We start from the raw sequence: 22887 nt of genomic DNA on the forward strand, positions 1-22887 counted from the left end.
AACACGAAAGAGGCGCCCGATCGTGGGCGCTCCCGTTGGCGTGTGCTGTTCACGGCGGCGGGCCGATCACGGCTGTGGCTTGCGCGCCCAACTCCACCCGAGGGACAGTCGGCCCTTGGCCTTTGTCCCGTTCCCATGCGGGACAAACGGCAGGTAAAGACTGTCAGGGTCGCTTCGATGATGCGAGAATGACGGATCGGCGGGCGGGGCCGTGGCGGCGGGTGCCGCAACATAGTCTGCCGGCGGGTCGGAAAAGACATTCTCCTTTGTGTCACGCTGCGTGGTCGACCGGTCTTTGGACTGTAAATCGGCCACGGTCATATGTGGCGGGCGGCGCGGGGGATGCGACAGGTTGGACGGCAGCGGGTCGCGCATGTCGGGCGGTATCGCGGGCGCGGCGTTCGGGAGCGTCACGACTGTGGTGGGGGCGGGACGTGTCGCATCAGACAGGCGGGTGGTTGCTTGTTGCGCCGGACGTGGGGGTTTGGGCGCCGCTGTCGGGTGTTTGTACGGCACCGGGGGCAATTTATCCGCCGTTTTGCCCGACGCCGATGGCCCGAATGTGCCACAGGTGTCGGACACCCCATGCGTGGTTTTGTCCCAGTAATAGGGGCGTGTGACGATTTCCCATAGCCCCTTGGCGGCGGCGAGGGTTGCGAGGGGATAATAGAGGTGCAATGTCGGCACCCATGGCCAGAGCCACTTGTGTTTGGGTGTGCTTGTCGCCACCAATCCGACGGTCACGGTTGCAACCTCCGACAAAAGGAACAAGGCTCCGAGGGCCACAAAGGCCTCACGCGGGAGCGCATCGCGCAACGGATGCGGCAGGCCCAGAACGATGGCCCAGAACGACCACAGGAACGGCGCAAGCACGAATTGGCTGATGGTTCCCAAAAACAGCGCCTGAACGCCGAAAAACCGCCACGGCCCGAGGTCACGCCACAGTTTGCGCGGCGAGCGCATATGCACGGCCCATGTCATGGCGTAGCCTTTGAGCCACCGCGACCGCTGTTTGATCCACGGCCATGTGCGACAGTTGGCCTCTTCCTCTGTGACGGTTGATATCAGTTCGGTGCGGTAGCCGTGCCGTGCAAGGCGCAAGCCAAGATCGGCGTCCTCGGTGACGTTGTGGGCGTCCCATCCGCCCAGTTCCTCAATCGCATCACGGCGGAAAAACAGCGTGGTCCCGCCGAGTGGAACCACAAGCCCCATCTTTTCATATCCGGGCAAAACCACACGGAACCACGAGGCATATTCAACGGTGAAACAGCGCGACAGCCAGTTGGTGCGCGCGTTGTAAAAATCGAGCACCCCCTGAACACAGGCGACATCCGGTGCCGCGTTTTCGAAGTGGCGCACGACCTTGTGCAACTGGCGGGGTTCGGGGGCATCTTCGGCGTCCCAAATGCCGATAATCGAGCCACGACAAAAATCGAGTGCGAAATTCAGGGCGCGTGGTTTGGTTTTGACCTGACCGCGCGGCACGATGATCTGACGCATCCACCGTGGGAGGTCGGCGGTGGCCACGGCGGCTTGGGTCACTTGATCGTCCTCTTCGACCACCAGACAAACATCAAGCAATTCATGCGGGTAGTCGATCCGCGACAGGCGTTTGACGAGGCGGGCGGTGATCTCGCGCTCGCGAAACAGCGGCACCATGACGGACACAATCGGAAGCGTGGCGGGCTTTCGGCGTCGCGCCACCACGGCCTTTGGCCGTCCGGCATCACGGGCCTGAACAAAGGCCGCGGCGATCTTTAGTCCCGAATTGACGACCAATGTCAGCACGGCCCAAGCGGTCAGCGCGATAAAGGCGGTGTCGGGGTAAAACGCGATAAACACAAGCGCCACAACGCCAATAAGCGATAACAGGCGGGTGAGCCGTTTGATGTCAATCTCGCGACAGCTCTCGGAGGCTGCGACGCGGGTTTCGGCGGCATCGGCAAGAACCCGTTGGCGCGACCGCAACAATGCCTCGTGCAGGGCGGTCTCCGAGGTGATGGCGAGGCGCACAGGGCCGTAAATCTCTGTTAGGCGCGCGCGCAGCGTGTTGAATTTCTCGGGGCGACAGGAGGCAATGATCGTGGCCCCGCCGGCGCGCCGCCACGGTAAAACCCCGTATTTAAGGCATTCGTCCGCGCCAATTTTGTCAATCAGGCGCACATCCGGTGGTGTTTGGAGGAAATCGGCGACAATGGATTGATATTGCATCCCGATGGCTTTATAGAGCGTGGTCTCGTCCACCATCCCGCGCGCCAAAAGGATATCGCCGATCCGTGTGTTTTCGCGTTGGCGCACGGCGGCGGCCCGTTCCACGTCTTTGGCCGACAGGGCGCCCATGTCGATGAGAATTTGCCCGACGGGTTTACGCGGGCGCACCATGGCGGTGGGGGGCGGCGAGGCGTGCGGTGTGATCTGTGAATTCGAGGGCGGGGTGGGTAGGCCAATGGGGGCCGCGGTGATGGCCGTCAGATCTGTCGCTGTCTCTATACGGTGCGGCCCGTATCCCATCGGAATTTGCCCACAATTTCTGGTTTCGCCTGCGCGTCAGGCACAACCAGAAGTGAAGCAGAGTGGTTAACAGATGGTTAATTTCTGTGGATAACGATGTGGATAAGAGCAAAAGACGCGGCCTTTGCTCCTATCCGTTTCCAACTGTTGCGTGAAAACCCGTGAGGGTCGTCGCTTTAGGCTGTCTCGCGCTCTGCCATGGCGGCGGCGAAGCGCTCGAACAGATAGTAGCTGTCCATTGGGCCGGGGGAGGCTTCGGGGTGGTATTGTACCGAAAAGACCGGTTTTCCCTCGACCTTGATGCCACAGTTCGAGCCATCGAACAGCGACACATGCGTCTCGACCACACCCGCAGGCAGGCTTTGCGCATCGACCGCGAACCCGTGGTTCATCGATGTAATCTCGACCTTCCCCGTGTCATTGTCTTTGACGGGGTGGTTGGCTCCGTGGTGGCCGTGGTTCATCTTGATCGTTGTCCCCCCGAGCGCCAGTGCGAGCATCTGGTGGCCAAGGCAAATCCCGAACACGGGCAGGTCTTTGGCCAGAACCCCTTGGATCATCGGAACGGCGTAGGCGCCCGTTGCCTCCGGATCGCCCGGACCGTTGGACAGGAACACGCCATCGGGATTGTGGGCAAGCACCTCTTCGGCGGTAGCTGACGCGGGCAAAACCGTCACATCGCACCCCGCCGAGGCGAGGCAGCGCAAAATGTTGCGTTTCGCACCGAAATCAACCGCGACAACCTTGAACCCGTTGCCCTCGCGTTTGGGATAGCCGTCGGGCCATGCCCACCGCATCTCGTCCCATTTGTAGGACTGGGCGCAGGTAACGTCCTTGGCCAGATCAACGCCGACCAGACCGGTGAAGGCGCGGGCCTGAGCCACGAGGGCCTCTATGTCGAAATTGCCGTCCGGATCATGGGCAAGGGCCACATGTGGCGCCCCTTGTTGGCGGATCGCGCGGGTCAGGCGGCGCGTATCGACGCCCCCCATGCCGATGCGACCGCGTTTGGCGAGCCATGGGCCAAGATCCTCTTGCGACCGCCAGTTGGATGGTTCGGTGGGGTCCCATTTGACGACCATGCCCGCGGCCACCGGATCGGCGGTTTCGTCATCCTCGGCGTTGACGCCGGTGTTGCCGATGTGCGGAAAGGTAAAGGTCACAACCTGACCCGCATAGGACGGGTCGGTCATGATTTCCTGGTAGCCTGTCATGGCGGTGTTGAAACACAGCTCTGCGGTGGTGACGCCCGTTGCGCCAAATCCCATGCCGTAAAAGAGTGTGCCATCGGCCAGTGCCAAACACGCAGTCGGTTTCTTAGTGGATTGACCCGTTGCCATGTCGCGACTCCCATGTGCCCAAAATTGTCGGGAAACTAGGCAGATCGGTGCGGAGCGTCAAGGCGCATCGGTCGCAGAATAGGGGATTTTCAGGAATATAAAATTAACCAATTAAACCAGACCTTTGCAAATTTGATCCTGTATTGAGATCAGGGGCCACTTTGGGTATGGTGGGTGCTTCGACAGCGATAGGAAGAGATGTCTATGGATATGCGTGACCGGATCAACACCGCCCTCAAAACGGCGATGAAAGAGAAGGATAAGGAGCGTCTTTCCACGCTTCGGCTGATCAATGCAGCCATCAAGGATCGCGATATCGCGGCTCGTGGTGAGGGAGATGACAGCGGCGTCGAAGATAGCGATGTCCTTCAAATCCTTGGGAAAATGGTGAAGCAACGCCAAGAGAGCGCGAAAGCGTTTGAAGAAGGCGGACGCATCGAGCTGGCCGATAAAGAGCGCTCGGAGATCACCGTGATCGAAGAGTTCCTGCCACGCCAACTGGACGCGGCCGAGACCGTAGCGGCCATTGATGCGGCGATTGCCGAGACGAATGCCGAGAGCATCCGCGATATGGGCAAGGTCATGGGCGCATTGAAAGCCAAATATACCGGACAGCTCGATTTCGGAGCTGTTGGCGGGAAAATCAAAGCCAAACTAGGGTAACGAATTAACCATTTTGCCATCATGGCGTTAAGGGTCGCCCAAATCGGGCGGCCCTTTTTAACACTTCGCTAACACTCCCCTGTTTCACTGCTCCGATCCAATCGCGTTTGAACCGGAGCCCGACATGACATTTCACGCCAAAACCCATCTCGACGCCGCAGGTGTCGCCCTTGCTGCCAAGCGCGGCGAGCGCACGAGCCATGATTTAAGCGGCACACCGAAACAGTTCTATGACAATCTGACCGAGAGCGAGTTGGAGGAAATGGCCTATCGCGCCGCTCCCGGTGACGGACATTCCCCCCGCGCATAGCGCAGGGTTCCCATAGAGATGTCAGCCGTGTTTTGGCATGTGTGTTGGGGGTCGCCCGTTGACGCCCCTGTGACGCCCCTGTTTTTGCCACCGTTGGTGGCCGGGGCCTGACGGCTGTGGCGCGTGTCTTACCGGCGCGGCTCTTTCCATTTGACGGTGTACAGATCAAGCCGGCGGTCTTTGAGGTTTCGCACCTCTCCTTGGGCGCGGGCATGGCGCAGATTGGACAGGTCCACATCGGCGACGACCACCATTTCGGCGTTTTCGGTGGCTTCGGCGGCAATGCCATCGCGGGCAAACGCGAAATCGCTTGGGGTGTAGATTGCCGATTGGGCGTAGTTGATGTCGATGTTGGCAACATTTTTCAAGTTGCCGACCATGCCTGAGGTCGCGACGAAAAGCTGGTTCTCGATGGCGCGGGCCTGACAGCAATATTTGACGCGCAAATGCCCCTGCCGTGTGTCGGTGCAATAGGGGACGAACAAAATCTGTGCGCCCTGATCCGCAAGGCGCCGGCCGATTTCGGGGAATTCGCTGTCGTAGCAAATCATCACACCGATGGGGCCGCAATCCGTCTGGATCACATTGATTTCATCGCCGCCCTGAATGCTCCACCAATATTTTTCGTCCGGCGTTGGATGCAGTTTTTCCTGCATATGGATCGACCCGTCGCGCAAGAACACATAGCCGACGTTCTGAAGCTCGCCATCATCGGTTTTCGTCGGATGGGAGCCGCCGATAATGTTGATGTTGGTGCGCACCGCAAGTTGCGACATGTGTTGGACAAAGCGTTCAGTGTACTCGGTCATGCGTTGGATCGCGATGTCGGGGGACACCTCGGCCTCGCATGACAACAGCTCAAGCGTGAACAGCTCGGGGAACAGAACAAAGTCGCCTTTGTAATCCGATGCCACCTCGACAAAATAGTCGATGGCAGAGAAAAACTCGTCGACATGAGAAATCGTGCGGGCCTGTTTCTGGACCGAGATAATCCGCACAAGGTCACGGTTGACGCGGCCGATCACGCCGGATGTTTCGGGTTCGGTGTAATCGTGGTTGCGCCACACCATCAACGTTGCATGGCCCCCCGATGGCGTGTCGGCAGGCGAATAGTTGGCCAAAACACCCGTGGGTTCAAACCCCATCCGGCGGTGAAACGAGATCACGGAATCCTTGATCTTGTTGTCGATCACGGCTTGCAAATAGGCGGAAGGCGTCGGGAACAGCCGCCGTTTGCGGTCAAATCCGGGCATCCGCCCGCCAAACAGAATGCCCTTTAATTGCAACTCCTGACATAGCTGCATCCGCGCATTATAGAGGCGGTTTCCGATCTTGAGGCGCCGCCGGTTGGGGTCGACACAGACCTCCATACCATAAAGCCAGTCGCCGTTTTCATCGTGGCGCGACAGGTGGCCGTTTCCGGTGATGCCGATCCAGTCGTGTGGTTTGAAGGCTTCGGCCTCGGAGATGCGGAACGTGGCGGCGTAGCCCACAATGTCCTCGTCGATCAGAACAACAAATTGCCCGTCCGGAAACCGGTTCAACTGTCCCACCAACATGCTGATCGTGTAGGTGTCCTCGTCGGGATAGACGCGCTCGACAAGCGATCTGACACGCGCAATGTCGGCATGTTTCAGGTTGCGGACAATCATTTTGGATTTGGATTTGGGCTTGGGTGACGACATGCCGGAGATCTTTCAACTTGGGTGGCAAATGCGACCGTGACGCGGTGGCGGGCCTTAGGCCGTTTCGAGGAAATGGTAGGCGTCGCGCAATGTCCTGGCGAGCCCGTCGAAAAATCCCGGTTTGCTGATGTCGATCAGGCTTGGCGCGGTGTCGGCGTCATCCGTGGCGACCTCATCGGGATGTTTCACGTCATAAAGGGCGCTCGGGGTGGCCAGCAACTCACGGTAACTTGCGCCTTTGCCGTGCTTGAGCACGTTGATGGCGAGGTAATATTGGTGGAACCTGTCGGCGAGATCGGTTTCCCCGGACGCGATGAGCATGGATTTCAACTTGCGTGAAAAAGGCCCGCGTTTGAAATGACCCTGCATCCGGGATTCGAACAGCGTAAAGATATCAACGGCAACCAGTTCAAGTGCGCGTGTTGCCTCACGCAGCTCGGCCAATCGGGCGTCGGACCCGTCCATCTGTTTCAAAAGCTCTGATATGCGATCTTCTGACGTCTTTGCCGTGGCCTGTGCCGCCGCAACCAATTCAACCACGCTTTGTGACGCTTGCATCGTTTCTTCTCCATTTGATCCCCCGTTCCTTACGCTATGTGGCGCGAAATGATAGGGGCAGGTTGGGCCAAATCCGGTGCGGGGGGGCGAAACCAACGCGCCGTGTGCCGGTATTGTCAGGGCTTAGATGATTTCGTCTTCGTCGAACAGCGGATCGTCGGTCAGCTGGTCGTTCATATCCATCATCATTTCCTCGGCGCGCACAACGGATTTGACGCGGGCTAGATGGAATACGGCGTCGCCCTCGTTGACGATTGGCATAACGGCGCGACCGACAATGATGCCACTAAACGGCGCGATGATGTCGCGTTCCTTTTGCCCGAACGGGTCGGAGACAACTGCCATGATATCGCCCTCGGCCACGACATCCCCGTCCGCCTTGAATGTGCGCAACAGGCCCCCGACGGGGGCGCGCAACCACTTGCTTGAGAAACAGTAATGCGACGGGGTTTTGGGTTTTGCGATGCCTTTTGCGGGGACCATCTCGACATGGCGCAGCACGCGCAGGATGCCCGCCACGCCCGCGCGCACAGACATTTCGTCAAAGCGCAGCCCTTCGCCGGCCTCGAACAACAACACGTCCTTGCCGATCTCTTTGGCGGCCCCGCGCAGGGAGCCGTCGCGCAGGGGGGATTGCAAGATGACGGGGGCGCCGAACACCTCGGCTAGTTCCGCCGTGCGCGGGTTGTCGGGCGAGATGCGAATTTGCGGAAGGTTGGTGCGATGCACCGCCGCCGAGTGCAGGTCGATGCCGAAATCACACCGTGCGACAATCTCGGTCAGGAACAGATGCGCCAGACGCGAGGCCAGTGACCCGCCCGCATTGCCCGGAAAGGAGCGGTTGAGGTCGCGACGGTCGGGCAGATAGCGCGAGTGGTTGATAAAGCCAAAGGCATTGACGATCGGGATCACAATCAACGTCCCGCGCAGGGATTTGAGGTTCGTGGCCCGTAGCAACCGGCGCACGATCTCGACGCCGATGACCTCGTCGCCATGCACGCCCGCGCTGACAAAAACGGTCGGCCCGTCGAGGCGCCCGTGGATCACATGCAGCGACATGGTCACAGGGGTATGGTCCGACAGGACGCTGACGGGGAGGTCGACGGTCTGACGTGTTCCCGCCGTAACCTCGGTTCCGTTGATGATAAAGGGCGCGCGGCGCGGCATCAGCCTTTTCCTTTTGTACGTGTGGCGTTCGGCTTGGCGGATTTCTCGATGTATTCGATGATTTTACCCGCCACATCAAGACCCGTTGCCTTTTCGACCCCCTCCAGACCCGGTGACGAGTTCACCTCCATCACCACGGGACCGTTTTCTGAGCGCAGCATGTCGACGCCGCACACATTCAGGCCCATGGTTTTCGCCGCCTTGACCGCAGTGGCGCGTTCCGCAGGGGTCAGTTTCACGACTTTGGCCGACCCGCCACGGTGCAGGTTCGAGCGGAACTCGCCCTTGGCGCCGGTGCGCTCCATCGCCGCGATGGCTTTGCCGCCGACCACGATGACGCGAATGTCCTTTCCGCCCGCTTCCTTGATGAACTCTTGCAGCAGGATGTTCACCTTTGCGCCGCGAAACGCCTCGATCACCGATGTGGCGGAGCGGTCGGTATCGGCCAGAACCACGCCGATGCCTTGGGTGCCTTCAAGCAGTTTGATCACCACAGGTGCGCCACCCGCCAGTTCGAGAACCTCGGCGGTCTGTTTGGGGTCATGGGCGAATGTCGTCACCGGAAGCCCAACGCCGTCGCGGGCCAAAAGCTGCATCGAGCGCAATTTGTCCCGCGAGCGGCCAATCGCAACGCTTTCGTTGAGGGGGTAGACGCCCATCATCTCGAACTGGCGCAATACGGCCAGACCGTAAAAGGTCACGGAGGTGCCGATGCGCGGGATCACAGCGTCAAAGCCTTCGAGCTTTTCACCGTTGTGGTACATCTCTGGCCGTTTGGAGACGATGTTCATATAGCATCGCAGCGTATTGACGATGTGGAATTCGTGGCCGCGCGCCTCTGCGGCCTCTTTGAGCCGCTTGTGGGAATACAGGTCAGGATTGCGGGCCATCATTGCGATTTTCATGGGAAAGCTCCTTTTGCCTCTTCGGGCGTGTGTTAAACCTATCGCGATGACAGTTTTGTTTTGCGGGTGTGAACCGCGATGTTCTGGTGTTTGAGCGCGGTGCGCCCGACGATCATGGGCGAGCGCATGTTGCTGCGGTCCGTCAATGACACGGCAATCGGCCATGTGCGCCCCGCGATTGTGACCGGTGTTAAAATCACGATCCGCTCTTCGGGAACCCCGCTGGTGTTTTTGATGTGGCGGGTGTCATGCACGGGGGCCTCGACCCAATGGTCGGGGGCGGCAACCTCGATGTCCACATGAAATCGCACCCAATGCGTATCGTCACGCTCGAATGTCTCGATTTGCATGGCATGAAGCGCGGATGTGCGCGCCCCCGTGTCGAACTTTGCCTTGACCTTGTGCAGGCCGAGGTCGGGCAGGTCGATGTATTCCATCCACCCCACGACACTGAGGTCCGGTTTGGGCTTTTTGACTTTGAGGTGCGGGGTCATGGCAATGCTCCTTTGGGCGCTCTTTAGTTTGCATGAAAATATTTGTCTATAGACAAAAAATATTTGTCATTTATGATGGAGGCATGGAAAATATCGAACACACAGCCAAGCGGCTTGCCGCGCTTTACGCACAAAGCTTTGGTGGCAAGGCATCGGGCCGCTACCGGATCCCGTCAAAAATGGTGCGTGACATGGCGGGGCAACGCCGGTTGTACCCCGAGGATGTTCAGGCTCTCACACGGGCCATGTTCCAAGAGGGCTATGTCCTGATTGATATGGACAGCTTTTTTGTGGTGCTCAGCGCCAATGCCTTTGTGAATTACCGCCGCGCCAATGCCGATGTGATCGCCAAGCCATAAGCCGGCCCCGTGAACATCCGGTGATACAAAACGGCCCCACGTGCGGATGCAGGCGGGGCCGTTTGTTGTTTGGCGCTGTACGCGATCAGCTGTAGAGCGCTTTGGCCTGGGTAAATGACAGCAACCGTTTGGTCTTGCTGTCCCACAGGTGCAACCGGGCGCTGTGCAGGCTTTGGCGGATTGTCATGCGGTTGATCTGTGCAAGGTCCGCGTGGTCGCGCAGGACTTCGGGCAACCTGTAAAACGGGATCCGTGCATAAAGGTGATGTACGTGGTGGATGCCGATGTTGGCGCTCATCCACTGTAACACAGGGGGCAGCACGTAGTAGGAACTGCCCTCAAGGGCGGCTTCGTGCATTTGCCAATCCTCTTCGACCGACCAGTGGGTGGTTTCGAATTGGTGCTGTACATAAAACAGCCACACCCCCGCCGTCGCCGCCAAAAGCGTGGAGGGCAGGAAGATCAGGAACACCGCAGAGGCTCCGCCGAAATGCCACACAAGCGCGAGGCTGATCAGGATCGCGGCATTGGTGCTCATGGCACTGATCCAGTATTTGGCCCGTGCCATCAGACCCAAAGGCAGACGGTTTTGCAGGAAAAACAGATAGCCCGGTCCAAGGCCGAACAAGACAACGGGATGGCGGTACAGGCGGTACATCAACCGTTTGCGCGGGCTCAGATCGCGGTACTCGGCCACGGTGAGCGTGTGGACATCGCCGATGCCACGACGGCCAAGGTTGCCCGCCGAGCTGTGGTGCATGGAGTGCGAGCTGCGCCAGACATCATAGGGCGTCAGCGTCAGAACGCCCAGAATACGCCCGAGCCAGTCGCTTGCCGTGCGGCTTTTGAGAAAGGACCCGTGGCCACAATCGTGTTGGATGGCGAACAGGCGCAACAGGAAGGCCGCGTTGAGAATTGAAATCCCGAAGGTCAGCCAATAGCTGATCGCGAGGGCTTTCCACGCCAGAACCCACAACAAAACGAACGGGCCAAGTGTCACGGCGAGCTCGAACCCGCTACGCAGCGTATTCGGATCGCGGTAACCCGCAAGGACGCGCACCCATTCTTTTGCAGGGGGACGGGTGGAGACTGTGTCGGTGGGCTTGGGAGTGTCGGACATGCGCCTACTTTTTCTAGATGTTCCGCAACGTCATAACCCATTCCGCCGCCAGATCAAATGTCGCGTGAGTGCGGTGTGTGAAAAATCTGCATCACCGGTGGAATATGTCGCAGGGCGGCGCGGGTCGGATGGGGTCTCGCGTGGGCTTATCGATAGCGGGGCGGCCCTTTGCGGTGGATCAGCCACGCTGCCCCGAGCAAGTCGGGGATCCCGACAAGACCACGGCGCAAATTGTTGTATTTCGATTGCCCGCCGTTGCGTTCGCAATGGGTGACATCCACAGTTTTCACATCCCACCCCTCCCGCAGCATCATTGCGGCCATAAAGCGGTGGATATGGTCGAACCACGGCAAATCGTTATAGGCGGCACGGCGAAAGGCCTTTAGCCCGCACCCGCTGTCGCGCACCCTGTCTTTGAGCAGCGCCCCGCGCAGCCCGTTGGCAAAACGCGATGCATAGCGTTTGGCAAAGGTGTCCTGACGCTTGACCCGTTGTCCCTGAACGAGGCCGAGGGCGGGGGATGCGGGATCATTGCGCTCGAAGGGGGCGATGAGCAGGGGGATCTGGTCGGGCGGGTTTTGCCCGTCGCCGTCAAGAGTGACGATCAAGGCCCCGCGTGCTGCACGCACGCCACGGCGGATCGCGGCGGATTGGCCGACCGATACGTCATTGCGCAGGGTTTGCAGCCACGGCAGGCGGGCGCATAATTCGTCGAGTTTGACGGCCATCCCGTCGGTCGATCCGTCATCGACCACAATCACCTCGAAGGATCGCCCCTTAAGAGCCTTTTGGATGCCCTCGACCAGAGGGCCGATGGCGACGATTTCGTCTTTGGCGGGGATAACAACGCTGATATCCGGACTTTGCTGCATCATTTCGGGTCCTTTTGTGTGAGGTCCGCCACAGCCCAAAGGCCGTAGGGGCGATCGCGGAACACCACGGTGTCGGTCGGTGTGGCCGTGATCGGTGTTTTATCCACCCGCCCGACGATAACGCCGTTGGGGTGGTCTATTTGCCATTGGGCGAGACCCTGTGGGGTATCGATCTGATCCATATGGCGGGTGGCGCGGGCGGCAAAATTGAACTCCGCGTGGTAGCTTGAGGTGAACACCGCAATGCCGCTGTCTTCGAACGGGGCAATATACTCTCCGATGCTGCGGGTGTCGTAGGCGGCATAGATGCCGGTAAAGCGGACCGTCGCACCAAGGCTGAGCAACAGGCCGAGCGACAGGATCGCGCCGCCGCGTAGCACCGGGTAATTCAATGCCAGACCGCAAATCGCCAGAAGCGACAGGCCGACCGCCAAAAGCGTCACACGCGGGGTCAGCAATCCGGTGGCCTGTGTGGCGTCCACAACGCCCAGTCCGGCAAGGCAGAACACCACGCCAAGCGCCGCAATGAGACCAGCGGGGATCCACAGGCGTGTCTCGCCAAAGGTCGGGCGCAAACGGGCCACGACAAGCGCAACTGCGGGCAGCTCGGGAATGAGGTAGTGCAATTGTTTGCCGCTGATGAGGCTGAACAGGACAAACGCGGACCCCGCCCATGCAATCGCCAAGCGCAGGCCCGTGTCGGTCCATTGTGCCTTTGCGAGCGCCCGCCACAGTTGGGGGATAAAGATCCACGGGAACAAGAACACGGGGAGAACGGTGGCGTACCAATACACGGGGCGCGCATGGGCAAAGGACTGCGCGATCCGCCCCGCGCTTTGTTTCCACAGCACGGCATCGCGGTATTCTGCGCCGCCGGTGATGATGGCGGGACCCAACCAGAGGCCCGCAACCGCCACCCCTGTGAGGATTGCAATGCCAAGCCCCGCACCGAGACGGGGCAAGCGCACAGCGGGCAAGGTCCGCGCCCAGAACGGCACGAGCAGGACGGCGGGCAACAGGTGGACGAAAATCACCGGCCCTTTGGCCAGGACGCCCACCGCAAGGGCCACGCCCAAACCTGCCCAATAGCGCCACAGCCCTGTTCTGACAGCCGCCACGAGGGACAAGAGCCCAAGAAGCGTGGCCGTGGCCAGAGCGGTGTCGAACATGGTCGCGCCGCCATAAAAGGCAAAGGCAAAGGTGCCGGCCAAGGCCCAGACCGCGCGACCGCCAATGCCGGTGTCCTCTGGCCAAAGCTGTGTGGCCAAGCGCCCCGTGAGCCAAAGGGCCGTAACGGTGAACACAGGCGCCGCAAGGCGGGCCACGTATTCGGACACGCCGAAAACGCCCCACAACAGATTGATAAGCCAGAATAACAGTGGCGGTTTGTGGGTGTAGAGTTCAAAGTTTTTGGTGGGGACGAAATAGTCGCCCGTCACATGCATGTCCCATGCGACCCCGACATAGCGTGTTTCGTCAATCGGCAGGAGCGGGCGCAGGGTAATCCCGATCAGGGCCACAGCGGTAAAGAGGACGAGGGCGGTGAGGCTGCGCGGATGTGCCATTATGCAGCGTCCCGTTTGGCGGTATTGGACAGCAACATCAGGTTGCGCACATAGATGAACAGGCCCATGCCCTGACCCAGGATGAACACGGGATCCTTGCGCCACAGCGCGTAGATCAAAAGCGTCGATCCCCCCGCAAGGCTGAACCACCAGAACGCATGGGGCACCACGCTTTCGCGTTTGCGCTCACTGGCAATCCACTGCACCAGAAAGCGCGAGGTAAAGAGCAATTGCCCCAGAAATCCGATGGTGATCCAAAAGCTGTCCGGCATAAGTGTTCCACTCCGATAGCGACATGTTTTGAGGTGCTATGGAGATCGTGCCTTACGAGAACCTGACGGTTGTCCTATAACGGTCGGGAACTGGACAGCGGCGAGGCGTGTGGGCGATGCGATTGTTGGTGATTGAGGACGAGGCGGGACTGGGCGAGACGATCTGTGCCTATTTGCGCTCGGCCAGCCATGCCGCCGATCACGTTACCGATCTTGCCTCGGCGCGGGCGAGTTTGGCGGCCACGCATTACGACCTCCTGCTGCTCGACCTTGGCCTGCCGGATGGCGATGGCGTCACGTTTTTGCGTGAACTCCGGCGCGGCGGCAATACTGCACCTGTGTTGATCGCCACCGCCCGCGACCGTATTTCCGAACGCATCGAGGGGCTCAAGGCGGGGGCAGATGACTATTTGGTCAAGCCGTTCGATCTGGATGAAATGGTGGCCCGCATCGAGGCCAACCTGAACCGCCTGACCATTGCGGCGACGCCCGTGCGGGCCTTTGGCGCCGTTGTGGTCGACCCTGCCACAAAATCCGTGACCCTGGACGGGCGCGTGGTGGATCTGACGCGCCGCGAATGGGGACTGGTCGACCGGCTGTCCTCGCGCCCCGGGATGACGTTTTCCAAATCCGACCTTGAGGACACGCTCTACGGCTACGGCTATGAGGTCGAAAGCAATGCCATTGAGGCCCACGTCAGCCGCGTGCGGGCCAAATTGGGCAAACCGGCGGTCGTGACGGTGCGCGGCATCGGGTATAAAATGGGGCGCGTATGAGCCGGTCACACAGTTTAGCGCGCCGCGTGGCGCTGTTCACCAGTCTCGGGTTTGCGGTGGTTGTGGCATTGTCCGTTTTGGTGATGGCCGCGCTGTTGCGGGTCGAGACGGATGAGCAACGCGACGAGCTCCTGCGCGAGATGTCCCCTATTGTTATGGGGCTTTTGATGCCGGCGGCGCCGTTTGACAGGGGTGCGGGTGTGCAAAGCGAATTCGCGGCGCTGATGGCGCGTGATGGCGAAGAGACGATCATGGTCTTTGCGCTTGTCGACCAAAGCGGTGTTGTGCGCGTCAAATCGCGCGGCGATGTGGCGTTCCCCGACCCACGCGTAACCGGCACCAACCGGTTCTACGCCGATGCACGCTACCGCTATTACATCAGTGCGCCTAATGCCGATGGCGCGGTGGTTATTCTGGGCGATTCCTCGGGCGAACGCACCGAGGCGGTGCTCGAAAGTCTGGTGGGCTTTGCGGGGCCGCTGGTGCCGCTGGTGGCGATTTCATTCCTTTTGGTGCGTTGGATCACGCGCAGCGCGTTGCGCCCGCTCGACCATCTGCGCGACGAGATCGCGGCGCGTGACCGCGGGCTTTTGTCGCCCTTGGACAGCGCGGGGTTGCCGAGCGAGTTGCGCACGGTTGTGGCCACCTTGAACGGGTTCATGTCGCGCCTGTCCAAAGCTCTGGATGCCGAGCGCCACTTTGCCACCAATGCGGCCCATGAATTGCGTACGCCGCTTGCCGTGGCTTTGGCCAAAACACAGCACCTCAGATCGCGCCACACGGGCCATGATCTGACCGACATTGATGCCGTGGAACAGGCGCTCAAACGCATGACCCGTCTGGTGGAGCGGTTGTTGCAACTGGGCCGCGCCGAGGCTGGGGCGGGGCCGTCGGGTGTCCCGATCAATGTGCGCGAGGTGTTGGAACTGGTGGTGGAGGAACGGGCGGGTGCCAATGCACAGATCGCCGCGCGGCTGCTCTCCGATCCGTCTGATACGCCGGTGCTGTCGGGGATCAGTGCCGATGATTTTGCCATCGTCGCCGCGAACCTGATCGACAATGCGCTGCGCTACGGGGCCGGGGATCGCCCGATCACCCTTGCCCTCACGGCGGGGGCGCTCACGGTGTCGAACGCAGGGCAGGTGATTGCCCCCGAGGACCTCGCCACCCTCACCACGCGGTTCAAACGCCATGATGCGCGGGGCGGCGGTTTGGGTCTTGGTCTGTATATTTCCGAAACGCTTGCGCGCAATTCGGGCGGGGGGCTCACGCTGCACTCGCCCGCGCTTGGCGCCCGCGACGGGGTGAGTGCCGTGTTCACCTTTCCCGTTGTGACTTTGGACGCGGGTTAAAGCGCCGCTGCGGCGTCGCGCAGCGCCACAAACAGGATATGCGCCGAGGCGGCTCCCGGATCGATATGCCCCACGGAGCGTTCCCCGAGCTTTTTGGATCTGCCGCGCTTGCTTGTCATGTGCGCGGTGGCGTCCCGCCCGACTTGCGCCCCTTCGACGGCTGCCGCGAGGCAGGCCCCCACGTCGCCACCCGCATCGCGGGCGTCCTTGGCGGCGGTTACGGCCGGCACATAGGCGTCGACCATGGTTTTGTCGCCCACGGACGCGCCGCCGCGTGCCACGATCCCGTCGTGAAGCCCCTCGATCCACGCCACCATCGCTGCGGCATCAAGGTTGAGACGGTCCGCCACCGCCGCCCCCGCCGTTTGAAATGCCGAGGCATAGAGCGGGCCGGATGAGGCCCCGACCGCGTCGAGAAACGCCTTGCCCATTCGGTTTGACATTCCGGTGATGGTCTCGTCCTGATCCTGCGCCAGTTCGGCGCGGATGGCGGAAAACCCGATGTCCATTGTGATGCCATGGTCGCCATCCCCAATCACGCCGTCCAACTCGGACAGCCAGTCGCGGTTGGCAAAGATCGCATCCGCCGCGGCAAGGATCATGGTGCGAAACCCTGCGGGGGAAATGGTCCCGTCGGTTTTAAGCGTGCTGCGGTCTTGTGCGGTCTGACGGCTGGTCTGTGCGTGTTGGCGCGTGGTGTGCGCCCCTTTGGGGGCGAGCGCGCCCGCAACGGTGAGAGCGGGCGTGCGGCACGGCACATCCAACAGGGTTTTGAGATCGTCGTCGAGTTTGAGGAGCGTCACGGAGGCCCCCGCCATTTCCAGCGAGGTGCAGTATTCGCCGACCCAGGAATAGTGGATTTTTACGCCGCGGTCCGCCAAAATCCGCGCCACGCGGCGGTGGAGGATATAAAGCTCCAATTGGCCCGTGGCCCCGAGCCCGTTGACCAGAACGGCCACCTCGTCGCCCTGTCCAAGCGGCATATCGGCAAGGATCATTTCCATCAATTCGTCGGTGACGGCATCGGCGGTTTCAAGCGGTCCGCGCCGCATCCCCGGCTCGCCGTGAATGCCCATCCCGATTTCCATTTCGTCGTGACCGATGTCGAAATTCAGTTTGCCGGTTTGCGGCATGGAGCAGGCGGTCAGTGCCACCCCCATCGAGCGGCAATTGTCATTGGCGTGGTGCGCTGCGGCGACACAGGCCTCAAGGTCACGCCCCAGTTCGGCTGCGGCTCCGGCGATTTTGAAGACAAAGAAATCCCCCGCGATGCCGCGCCGTTCCTCTTCGCGTCCTTTGGGGGCCGAGGCCACATCATCCGTCACCTGAACCGAGCGGGCCGGGATGCCCAGACGCTCGCAGGATTCGGCGGCCATGTCGAAATTCATCACGTCGCCGGTGTAGTTTCCGTAGAGAAAGACCACGCCTGCGCCGCCATCGGCGGCTTTTGCGGCGTCGAGGATCTGTTCGGGGGAGGGGGAGGCAAAGACGTTGCCCACGGCGGCCGCATCGGCCAGACCGCGCCCGACATACCCCGCAAACGCCGGTTCGTGGCCCGATCCGCCACCGATGATGATGCCGACCTTGCCGTCACGCGGGCCGTCTTTGGCCACGACCGCGCGGCCTGTGGCGCCTTTGACCATCAGCATATCGGGGTGGGCGGATATCATGCCGTCAAGCGCGTGGGAAATGATGTCCTCGGGGGCGTTGATCAGCTTTTTGGTGCGAATGTCGTCAGTCATGTCATCGTCCCTGTGTAAAGGTCTTGGCGGCGGCCGCGGTGGTTTCGATCCACGGCTGTTCCTTGGCGATGGCGGCGTTCAACCCGTTCTCGTCCAACATCAGCCAATGTTCCAGAATCACGCTCATATCGGCGGGGCAATGGGCGAGTTGGTCGAGCGTCCATTCAACCGGCGCGCGCCCCTGCCCAAGTGGCACGCCGTGGATGCGAAACCCGACGCCGTAAGGGTCCGGTGTAATCTCGTAATCCTTGAGGTGCAGGTTGATCGTGTAAGGGGCGAGCATGGAAATGGTCTCTTCGGGCCACTCATTGGCACAAATCGAGTTGGCCACATCAAGGCAGACCCCGAGGTGATCGTCATTCACCGCGTCAAGCAATTCGACCATGCGCGGCGAGGGGTAGTTGAAGTGGTTTTCAATGGCGATTTTCATGCCCTTGGCGCGGGCTTTGTCGACGCGGGGGCGCAGCTGTTCGGCAAGGGCGGCCACGGGCACGTGGCTGTCGGCCTCGTCCAGAGCCACGCGCATGATTTTCGCGTGCAGGCGCTGCCCGATATCGAGATAGCGGTCCACTTCGCCGGCATCAAAACACTGGGTGCCGAGTTCAAGGGTCAGACCCTTTTCCTGAGCCACCTCATACAGGCGGTGGTGCTCGGCCTCCGAATAGCGATCCAGTGGCATATTGTCGGCATATTGCACCACGTCGAGGCCAAGAGCCTGTGCGCGGTCCAACAGATCAAACGCCGTCAAAGGGGCCGATGGCACCTGATCCTTGATCCCGATGGACCACCGGTAGGCGTAGCTTCCCAGTCCGAGTTTCATAGCGGTCTTCCCCTTGATCCAATGCGCGTGCTGTCTCCCGTGCGCGTAGAGCCTACTGCAGGGGCCTGCGTATGCAACGAAAACATGCGGTCAGTCTGTGAAGATGTGCTTCACTCAGGATGTAGTACAGATTTATCCGGGGGATGGCAGCGGCGTTGGCATCGTCAGGCCCGCCGCATCGGCGCAGGCCTGTACGCGGGTGAGAACCTCGTCCGGAACCACGACACCCAGTCGGGCGCTTTGCCGGCGTGCCATAGCCGCACGATCGCCGGGGACACGCACGGGACGCGCGGCGTCGACGGGTGTGTTGGCGCGACACGCGGCATTGAGGTGATCGACCTGTGATGTAAAGGCCTCAAGTCCGCCAAAGGCCTGCGGATCCATAATCTGGAGAAAGACATTCGCGCCCCAACGGGTTGGTTTCTCGACCCGTCCGTGGGCGGCAAGCGCCTGCGTCAGCATTTCCACCATCAGGCCCATGGCATAGCCTTTGTGACCGTGATCCATGCCGCCAGCGGGAAGGATCGTACCTTTGGGGGTGGTGTTGACCACGTTGGGGTCGGTGGTGGCGCGGCCCTGTGCGTCGAGCATCCAGTCGTTTGCAAAGGGGCGGCCGGTGTTGATGTGTTCGCGGACTTTGGACACGGTGGTAATCGACGCGCAGGTGTCGATCAACACGGGGTGATCCGTGGCGGGGTAGCCCACCGCCCACGGGTTCGGCGTCAACAAAGGCTCGGTGCCGCCAAAGGGGGCGACCCATTCGCCCGAGGGATCGGAGGTGGCGATATAGCACACAAAGCCCTTGAGAGCGGCGATGCGGGTGAGGGTGGACAGGCAGCCGATATGGTGGCTGCGCCGGATCGCCATCGCGGCCATCCCCAGATCGGCGGCCCGCTCCATACAGGTTGCAAGCGCCTGCGTCATCACCCAGTGGCCGGGCAAGCCGTTGCCATCCCACACCATCGTCACTTTATGATCCGCCACCACGTCATGTGTGCCGTGCGTTGTCATATTGCCGTTGGCCAGTTCGGGCAGGTAGTAGGGGATCATCGACAGCCCGTGGGTGGTCACGCCGATTTCGTCGGTCTGGATCAACAGGTCGGCGACCACCGCAGCGATGTGCGCCTCTAGCCCCGCGTGGACCAACAGGTCACGGGCAAGGGTAAACAGCGCGGTGCGTTCAAAACGCTGTGGGGCGGCTTCGCGTGCGGCGTGGGGACTGGTGTCGGTCATGGGGCTGCCTGATATGTTAGTTTGCTTGAGCCATCAAGACAGCAGGTATGATGAAATGTCCAGTGCATCAGTGCCTCCCACGCCACAAAACCGCAAAGCCCCGCCAAAGGGCAGGGCTTTAAACCGGTTTTGTTTCACCAGGCCGGTCAGGCGATCAGAAGCTTGGTCTCATAGCCTTTGAGGCACCGCCGCGCCGTCGGGTGATCGGCGTAGGGCATTGCGCGCAGTTCGGGGAAAACGTGGAACAGCTCCTCGCGGGCCGCCGCCTCGATCGAGCCGAGCGTGTGCGCGGAGGGGTAGAGGCTCTCGGACGGTGCGCCCTCGGCATAGACCACCTCGTGACCGTCGAACATCATGTGGAAATACTCCACCGTGCCGCCCTCAACGCGGCGGATGGTGTCACCGTTCACCAGATGTGTGGCCGCGGTAAAGACTTGCTCGGCGTCGAATAACACCTGTGCGCGCCAGTCCTGCATCAACATGCGGTGCTGTGGCGAAACGACGAGGGGGCCGGAATTGCCCAGTGCGCCCGCCGCAAACGCGATCGGGGCAAAGGCCCCGACGGCAGGGACCTCGCGCGATCCGATCCACCGCAACGGCTGTGGGCCGTGATCCATCGTCAGGATCAGATCCCCCGCTTTCAGGCTCTCGACGGGGCGGGGGCCATAGGGGGTTTCAATGCGTGTACCGCGCCCGAAACAGATAATCGTTTCGATGTTGGAAAAGTTGATAACCGTTCCGTCCGACAGGGTGATCGTGCCGTTTTCCTGATCGGGGGTGGAGAAAACCGCAGAGCCGGGGGTGTAAAGGCCGGGGCCAAGCAATGACAGGTCGAGCACATCGCCCGCACCGCTGTCGTTGGTCTCTTCGCCGTCGATGAAAATGGCCGAGCCATCCACCTGTGACGGGTCGATATAGACCGTGTCGGAGCCATCGCCCCCCACAACCGTGTCGCCGCCACCTGCGGTGATAAAATCGTCCCCCAGACCACCATAGAGGTTATCCGCACCTGCGCCGCCGTTGAGCGTGTCGCTGCCTTCGCCGCCTGTGAGGGTGTCCGCGCCGTCACCGCCAAACAGGATATCGTCGCCCGCATCGCCAAACAGCGTGTCATCGCCAAGGCCGCCGGTCAGCGTGTCGCTGTCGTCGCCACCATACAAAAGGTCGTCGTCGTCGCCGCCATCAAGGATGTCGTCGCCCGCGCCGCCGTAAATCGTATCATTGCCGGAGCCACCTGTGACCGTGTCGTTATCGTCGCCCGCGTCGATGGTGTCGTTGCCCGTGCCGCCGTCAATGGTATCGGCACCCGTGCCACCACCAATGGTGTCATTGCCGGAGCCACCCAGAATGGTGTCGTCTCCCGCATCGCCGTACAGTTGGTCATCGCCGCCCGCACCGTCGAGGTAATCGTTGCCGTCCCCGCCGTAAAAGACATTGGTGTAGCCCGTGACGGGATCCGTATCCATGCCGTCATAGCCGATCAGCGTGTCATCAAAATCGGAGCCGATGATGCCGTCTATGCCGCTGCCCGTATCGCCCGCCGCATAGCCACCCGAATAGGTGCCGGTCGCAAGGTTGACGTTGACGCCTGCGTCCGAGCCGGAATAATCGAGTGTGTCCTGACCGGATCCGCCATTGTTCTGGTCCGCGCCGACACCGCCGATGATGGTGTCATTGCCGGTGCCCGCGTTGATAATGTCATCGCCCAGACCCGCATCAATGGTGTCATTGCCATCGCCCGCGTTGATCACATCGTCGTAGTCGGGGAAGGAGGCGTCAAACACCACATCTGAGAGCCAGATGCCTTGCGTGCCTGTGCCCGTGTTGTCGTAGTCGATGACAATGGAGGCCACAGGCCCCGTGATATTGACCAGAAGTGAACCGGCCGCGTCGCCTGTGTTGGTTGAGGAGGTCCCCGTCACCGTGTTGCCAACGGCCGTGTGGGCCGAGCCTGTTACAAACTCGACCGGCACCTCGTTGCCGTCCGCATCATAGGCGCGGATGGTCAGAACATCGGTAAAACCGCCCGTCACCTTGTCGAGGTCGTTGACGCGGAACGACACATTGCGCACCTCGTCGCTCAGACCGCTGGCGGGATCTGTTGCGGCGAAATCCATGGTCATGGTCATGGTATCGGCCCCTGCGCCGCCCGTGCGCTCGCCGAACAGGAACAGGGTGCTGTCCGGATCGAACACTTCGCCCGATTCCGTATATCCGTTCAGATTGTAAGCGTTGTTTCCGGTCGGGTCATAGGCAATCTCGCCGGTGCCGTCGTCGATGATCTCAAAGGACATGGTCATGCCCTCGGAGGTCAGCGTGCCGGAGCTGTCCATATAGTTGGTCTGGTTGCCCAGATCGTTCCACTTGAACACGCCGCCGTTCAGGGCGCCGTCATCGACCCGCTCGCCTTCGGGGTCGCCGTCATAGGCGGTGTCGATGGTGTCATCGCCGCTTGTGCCTTCGATTACGCCATCTTCGTAAAAGGCATAGACAAAGCCCGGATCATCGGTGCCGCCATTGGGCAGGGTGTCATAGGAGGTTACCGTGTAGTCGGTGCCGGCAACCAGAGGGGTCTCTGACAGCATGATCCATTGATTGGTCCCGGGCGTGTCCACCTCGACCGCGACCACGTTGAACACCTGTCCTGTTGCAGGGTCGGTTAGGGTCCAACTGATCTCCGCATCGAGATTAACGCCCGTGTAGGTCGTGCCGCCAAGCGTAATATCAACCGTCGCATTCTCGTTCGCGTTGTCATCGTCCAGACCCGCCCCATCCGTGCCGGATTGGTTGTCGGTGATGACGGCATCGCCGGCATAGGCGCTCGGGCCTGCGTAGGTGAATGTGCCGGATGTGGGCAGAGCCCCACGGGGATCATAATCGTAATACTGAATCGTATACGTTGGCATTGGAGACCTGCAATTTTTAGTTTTGCCCACACTCTGACGGCGCGGATCTGCTCGGGGACCAGTTCTATGCCGAAATGTGGCGAGAATGGGGCACCTATTCGTCCATTCGACGAAATCATTGGATTTTTTGGTGGTTTGTTTCCAATGAGTCACAGTTTTCGGGTGGGGAAACCGGCGTTTCAGCGGCGCCATTCAATTCGTATTTATGATGTATTTGAATGAAGTAAGCGGCCACGT

Annotated in this window: 20 protein-coding genes; 5 read left to right on the top strand and 15 right to left on the bottom strand. The window is 60.8% G+C overall.

Translation table 11 applies throughout. The annotated features are described in order from the left end of the window. Window positions 1–66 precede the first annotated feature (66 nt). Both ACN0Q0_RS09465 and carA read right to left on the bottom strand, forming a co-directional pair. Window positions 67–2511: a glycosyltransferase family 2 protein gene (locus ACN0Q0_RS09465; RefSeq protein WP_417243137.1), complete on the bottom strand. Its 2445-nt coding sequence runs from the start codon at window positions 2509–2511 to the stop codon at window positions 67–69. 176 nt (window positions 2512–2687) lie between these two features. After that, window positions 2688–3851 (bottom strand): glutamine-hydrolyzing carbamoyl-phosphate synthase small subunit, encoded by a 1164-nt coding sequence (gene carA, locus ACN0Q0_RS09470; protein ID WP_417243138.1) that lies wholly within the window; start codon window positions 3849–3851, stop codon window positions 2688–2690. Window positions 3852–4055: 204 nt separating this feature from the next. On the opposite strand from carA, the gene ACN0Q0_RS09475 reads away from it, so the two are divergent. Then, the gene (locus ACN0Q0_RS09475) at window positions 4056–4514 is read left to right on the top strand and encodes a GatB/YqeY domain-containing protein (RefSeq protein ID WP_417243139.1); all 459 of its coding nucleotides are present in this window, start codon (window positions 4056–4058) and stop codon (window positions 4512–4514) included. Window positions 4515–4638: 124 nt separating this feature from the next. Further along, complete coding sequence (locus ACN0Q0_RS09480; RefSeq protein ID WP_417243140.1) at window positions 4639–4824, top strand: DUF3008 family protein; 186 nt, start codon at window positions 4639–4641, stop codon at window positions 4822–4824. A 128-nt stretch (window positions 4825–4952) separates the two neighbouring features. On the opposite strand, the gene ACN0Q0_RS09485 is transcribed toward ACN0Q0_RS09480, so the two are convergent. From ACN0Q0_RS09485 to ACN0Q0_RS09505, 5 genes are all read right to left on the bottom strand, one after another. Beyond that, window positions 4953–6509 carry a GNAT family N-acetyltransferase gene (locus ACN0Q0_RS09485; RefSeq protein ID WP_417243141.1) on the bottom strand — a complete coding sequence of 519 codons (1557 nt, stop codon included), beginning with the start codon at window positions 6507–6509 and terminating at the stop codon, window positions 4953–4955. Between the two features lie 54 nt (window positions 6510–6563). Beyond that, window positions 6564–7067, bottom strand: a complete 504-nt coding sequence (locus ACN0Q0_RS09490; RefSeq protein WP_417243142.1) for a hypothetical protein — start codon at window positions 7065–7067, stop codon at window positions 6564–6566. 123 nt (window positions 7068–7190) lie between these two features. After that, window positions 7191–8234, bottom strand: a complete 1044-nt coding sequence (locus ACN0Q0_RS09495; protein WP_417243143.1) for a succinylglutamate desuccinylase/aspartoacylase family protein — start codon at window positions 8232–8234, stop codon at window positions 7191–7193. Next, complete coding sequence (gene rimK, locus ACN0Q0_RS09500; RefSeq protein WP_417243144.1) at window positions 8234–9139, bottom strand: 30S ribosomal protein S6--L-glutamate ligase; 906 nt, start codon at window positions 9137–9139, stop codon at window positions 8234–8236. The genes ACN0Q0_RS09495 and rimK overlap by 1 nt, the downstream gene beginning before the upstream one ends. Window positions 9140–9177: 38 nt before the next feature. Next, window positions 9178–9633: an ATP-dependent zinc protease gene (locus ACN0Q0_RS09505; RefSeq protein WP_417243145.1), complete on the bottom strand. Its 456-nt coding sequence runs from the start codon at window positions 9631–9633 to the stop codon at window positions 9178–9180. A gap of 83 nt (window positions 9634–9716) precedes the next feature. On the opposite strand from ACN0Q0_RS09505, the gene ACN0Q0_RS09510 reads away from it, so the two are divergent. Continuing rightward, window positions 9717–9992 (top strand): hypothetical protein, encoded by a 276-nt coding sequence (locus ACN0Q0_RS09510; RefSeq protein WP_417243146.1) that lies wholly within the window; start codon window positions 9717–9719, stop codon window positions 9990–9992. Window positions 9993–10077: 85 nt separating this feature from the next. On the opposite strand, the gene ACN0Q0_RS09515 is transcribed toward ACN0Q0_RS09510, so the two are convergent. The 4 genes from ACN0Q0_RS09515 to ACN0Q0_RS09530 form a co-directional block, all read right to left on the bottom strand. Beyond that, window positions 10078–11112, bottom strand: coding sequence for a fatty acid desaturase (locus ACN0Q0_RS09515; RefSeq protein WP_417243147.1), 1035 nt, complete (start codon window positions 11110–11112; stop codon window positions 10078–10080). A 146-nt stretch (window positions 11113–11258) separates the two neighbouring features. Then, window positions 11259–11987: a glycosyltransferase family 2 protein gene (locus ACN0Q0_RS09520; protein ID WP_417243148.1), complete on the bottom strand. Its 729-nt coding sequence runs from the start codon at window positions 11985–11987 to the stop codon at window positions 11259–11261. After that, window positions 11984–13549, bottom strand: a complete 1566-nt coding sequence (locus ACN0Q0_RS09525) for an ArnT family glycosyltransferase (RefSeq protein WP_417243149.1) — start codon at window positions 13547–13549, stop codon at window positions 11984–11986. The genes ACN0Q0_RS09520 and ACN0Q0_RS09525 overlap by 4 nt, the downstream gene beginning before the upstream one ends. Continuing rightward, the gene (locus ACN0Q0_RS09530; protein WP_417243150.1) at window positions 13549–13821 is read right to left on the bottom strand and encodes a lipid-A-disaccharide synthase N-terminal domain-containing protein; all 273 of its coding nucleotides are present in this window, start codon (window positions 13819–13821) and stop codon (window positions 13549–13551) included. Before ACN0Q0_RS09530 ends, ACN0Q0_RS09525 begins: the two co-directional genes overlap by 1 nt. 116 nt (window positions 13822–13937) lie before the next feature. Between ACN0Q0_RS09530 and ACN0Q0_RS09535 the strand changes: the two genes are divergently transcribed. Beyond that, a complete protein-coding gene (locus ACN0Q0_RS09535) occupies window positions 13938–14597 on the top strand; it encodes a response regulator (protein WP_417243151.1) in 660 nt (219 codons plus the stop codon). After that, window positions 14594–15949: a sensor histidine kinase gene (locus ACN0Q0_RS09540; RefSeq protein ID WP_417243152.1), complete on the top strand. Its 1356-nt coding sequence runs from the start codon at window positions 14594–14596 to the stop codon at window positions 15947–15949. Before ACN0Q0_RS09535 ends, ACN0Q0_RS09540 begins: the two co-directional genes overlap by 4 nt. Here the strand turns inward: ACN0Q0_RS09540 and dhaL are convergent. From dhaL to ACN0Q0_RS09560, 4 genes are all read right to left on the bottom strand, one after another. Continuing rightward, window positions 15946–17691, bottom strand: coding sequence for a dihydroxyacetone kinase subunit DhaL (gene dhaL, locus ACN0Q0_RS09545; protein WP_417243153.1), 1746 nt, complete (start codon window positions 17689–17691; stop codon window positions 15946–15948). The two genes, ACN0Q0_RS09540 and dhaL, sit on opposite strands and share 4 nt — an antisense overlap. 1 nt (window position 17692) lies before the next feature. Then, a complete protein-coding gene (locus tag ACN0Q0_RS09550) occupies window positions 17693–18511 on the bottom strand; it encodes a sugar phosphate isomerase/epimerase family protein (RefSeq protein ID WP_417243154.1) in 819 nt (272 codons plus the stop codon). 132 nt (window positions 18512–18643) lie between these two features. Next, window positions 18644–19744, bottom strand: a complete 1101-nt coding sequence (locus tag ACN0Q0_RS09555) for an Ldh family oxidoreductase (RefSeq protein ID WP_417243155.1) — start codon at window positions 19742–19744, stop codon at window positions 18644–18646. A 146-nt stretch (window positions 19745–19890) separates the two neighbouring features. Then, window positions 19891–22650, bottom strand: coding sequence for a Hint domain-containing protein (locus ACN0Q0_RS09560; protein WP_417243156.1), 2760 nt, complete (start codon window positions 22648–22650; stop codon window positions 19891–19893). Window positions 22651–22887 lie beyond the last annotated feature (237 nt).

Origin of the sequence: Celeribacter sp. (assembly GCF_048259695.1) — a bacterium.
Classification (GTDB): domain Bacteria; phylum Pseudomonadota; class Alphaproteobacteria; order Rhodobacterales; family Rhodobacteraceae; genus Celeribacter.

Excerpts from the sequence above, each read along its gene's own strand:
- ACN0Q0_RS09490 (WP_417243142.1), bottom strand. The coding sequence starts at position 7,067 with ATGCAAGCGTCACAAAGCGTGGTTGAATTGGTTGCGGCGGCACAGGCC.
- ACN0Q0_RS09555 (WP_417243155.1), bottom strand. The coding sequence starts at position 19,744 with ATGACCGACACCAGTCCCCACGCCGCACGCGAAGCCGCCCCACAGCGT.
- ACN0Q0_RS09520 (WP_417243148.1), bottom strand. The coding sequence starts at position 11,987 with ATGATGCAGCAAAGTCCGGATATCAGCGTTGTTATCCCCGCCAAAGAC.
- ACN0Q0_RS09485 (WP_417243141.1), bottom strand. The coding sequence starts at position 6,509 with ATGTCGTCACCCAAGCCCAAATCCAAATCCAAAATGATTGTCCGCAAC.
- ACN0Q0_RS09560 (WP_417243156.1), bottom strand. The coding sequence starts at position 22,650 with ATGCCAACGTATACGATTCAGTATTACGATTATGATCCCCGTGGGGCT.
- ACN0Q0_RS09540 (WP_417243152.1), top strand. The coding sequence starts at position 14,594 with ATGAGCCGGTCACACAGTTTAGCGCGCCGCGTGGCGCTGTTCACCAGT.
- ACN0Q0_RS09535 (WP_417243151.1), top strand. The coding sequence starts at position 13,938 with ATGCGATTGTTGGTGATTGAGGACGAGGCGGGACTGGGCGAGACGATC.
- ACN0Q0_RS09510 (WP_417243146.1), top strand. The coding sequence starts at position 9,717 with ATGGAAAATATCGAACACACAGCCAAGCGGCTTGCCGCGCTTTACGCA.
- dhaL (WP_417243153.1), bottom strand. The coding sequence starts at position 17,691 with ATGACTGACGACATTCGCACCAAAAAGCTGATCAACGCCCCCGAGGAC.
- carA (WP_417243138.1), bottom strand. The coding sequence starts at position 3,851 with ATGGCAACGGGTCAATCCACTAAGAAACCGACTGCGTGTTTGGCACTG.
- ACN0Q0_RS09475 (WP_417243139.1), top strand. The coding sequence starts at position 4,056 with ATGGATATGCGTGACCGGATCAACACCGCCCTCAAAACGGCGATGAAA.
- rimK (WP_417243144.1), bottom strand. The coding sequence starts at position 9,139 with ATGAAAATCGCAATGATGGCCCGCAATCCTGACCTGTATTCCCACAAG.
- ACN0Q0_RS09550 (WP_417243154.1), bottom strand. The coding sequence starts at position 18,511 with ATGAAACTCGGACTGGGAAGCTACGCCTACCGGTGGTCCATCGGGATC.
- ACN0Q0_RS09525 (WP_417243149.1), bottom strand. The coding sequence starts at position 13,549 with ATGGCACATCCGCGCAGCCTCACCGCCCTCGTCCTCTTTACCGCTGTG.
- ACN0Q0_RS09515 (WP_417243147.1), bottom strand. The coding sequence starts at position 11,112 with ATGTCCGACACTCCCAAGCCCACCGACACAGTCTCCACCCGTCCCCCT.
- ACN0Q0_RS09530 (WP_417243150.1), bottom strand. The coding sequence starts at position 13,821 with ATGCCGGACAGCTTTTGGATCACCATCGGATTTCTGGGGCAATTGCTC.
- ACN0Q0_RS09505 (WP_417243145.1), bottom strand. The coding sequence starts at position 9,633 with ATGACCCCGCACCTCAAAGTCAAAAAGCCCAAACCGGACCTCAGTGTC.
- ACN0Q0_RS09480 (WP_417243140.1), top strand. The coding sequence starts at position 4,639 with ATGACATTTCACGCCAAAACCCATCTCGACGCCGCAGGTGTCGCCCTT.
- ACN0Q0_RS09465 (WP_417243137.1), bottom strand. The coding sequence starts at position 2,511 with ATGGGATACGGGCCGCACCGTATAGAGACAGCGACAGATCTGACGGCC.
- ACN0Q0_RS09495 (WP_417243143.1), bottom strand. The coding sequence starts at position 8,234 with ATGCCGCGCCGCGCGCCCTTTATCATCAACGGAACCGAGGTTACGGCG.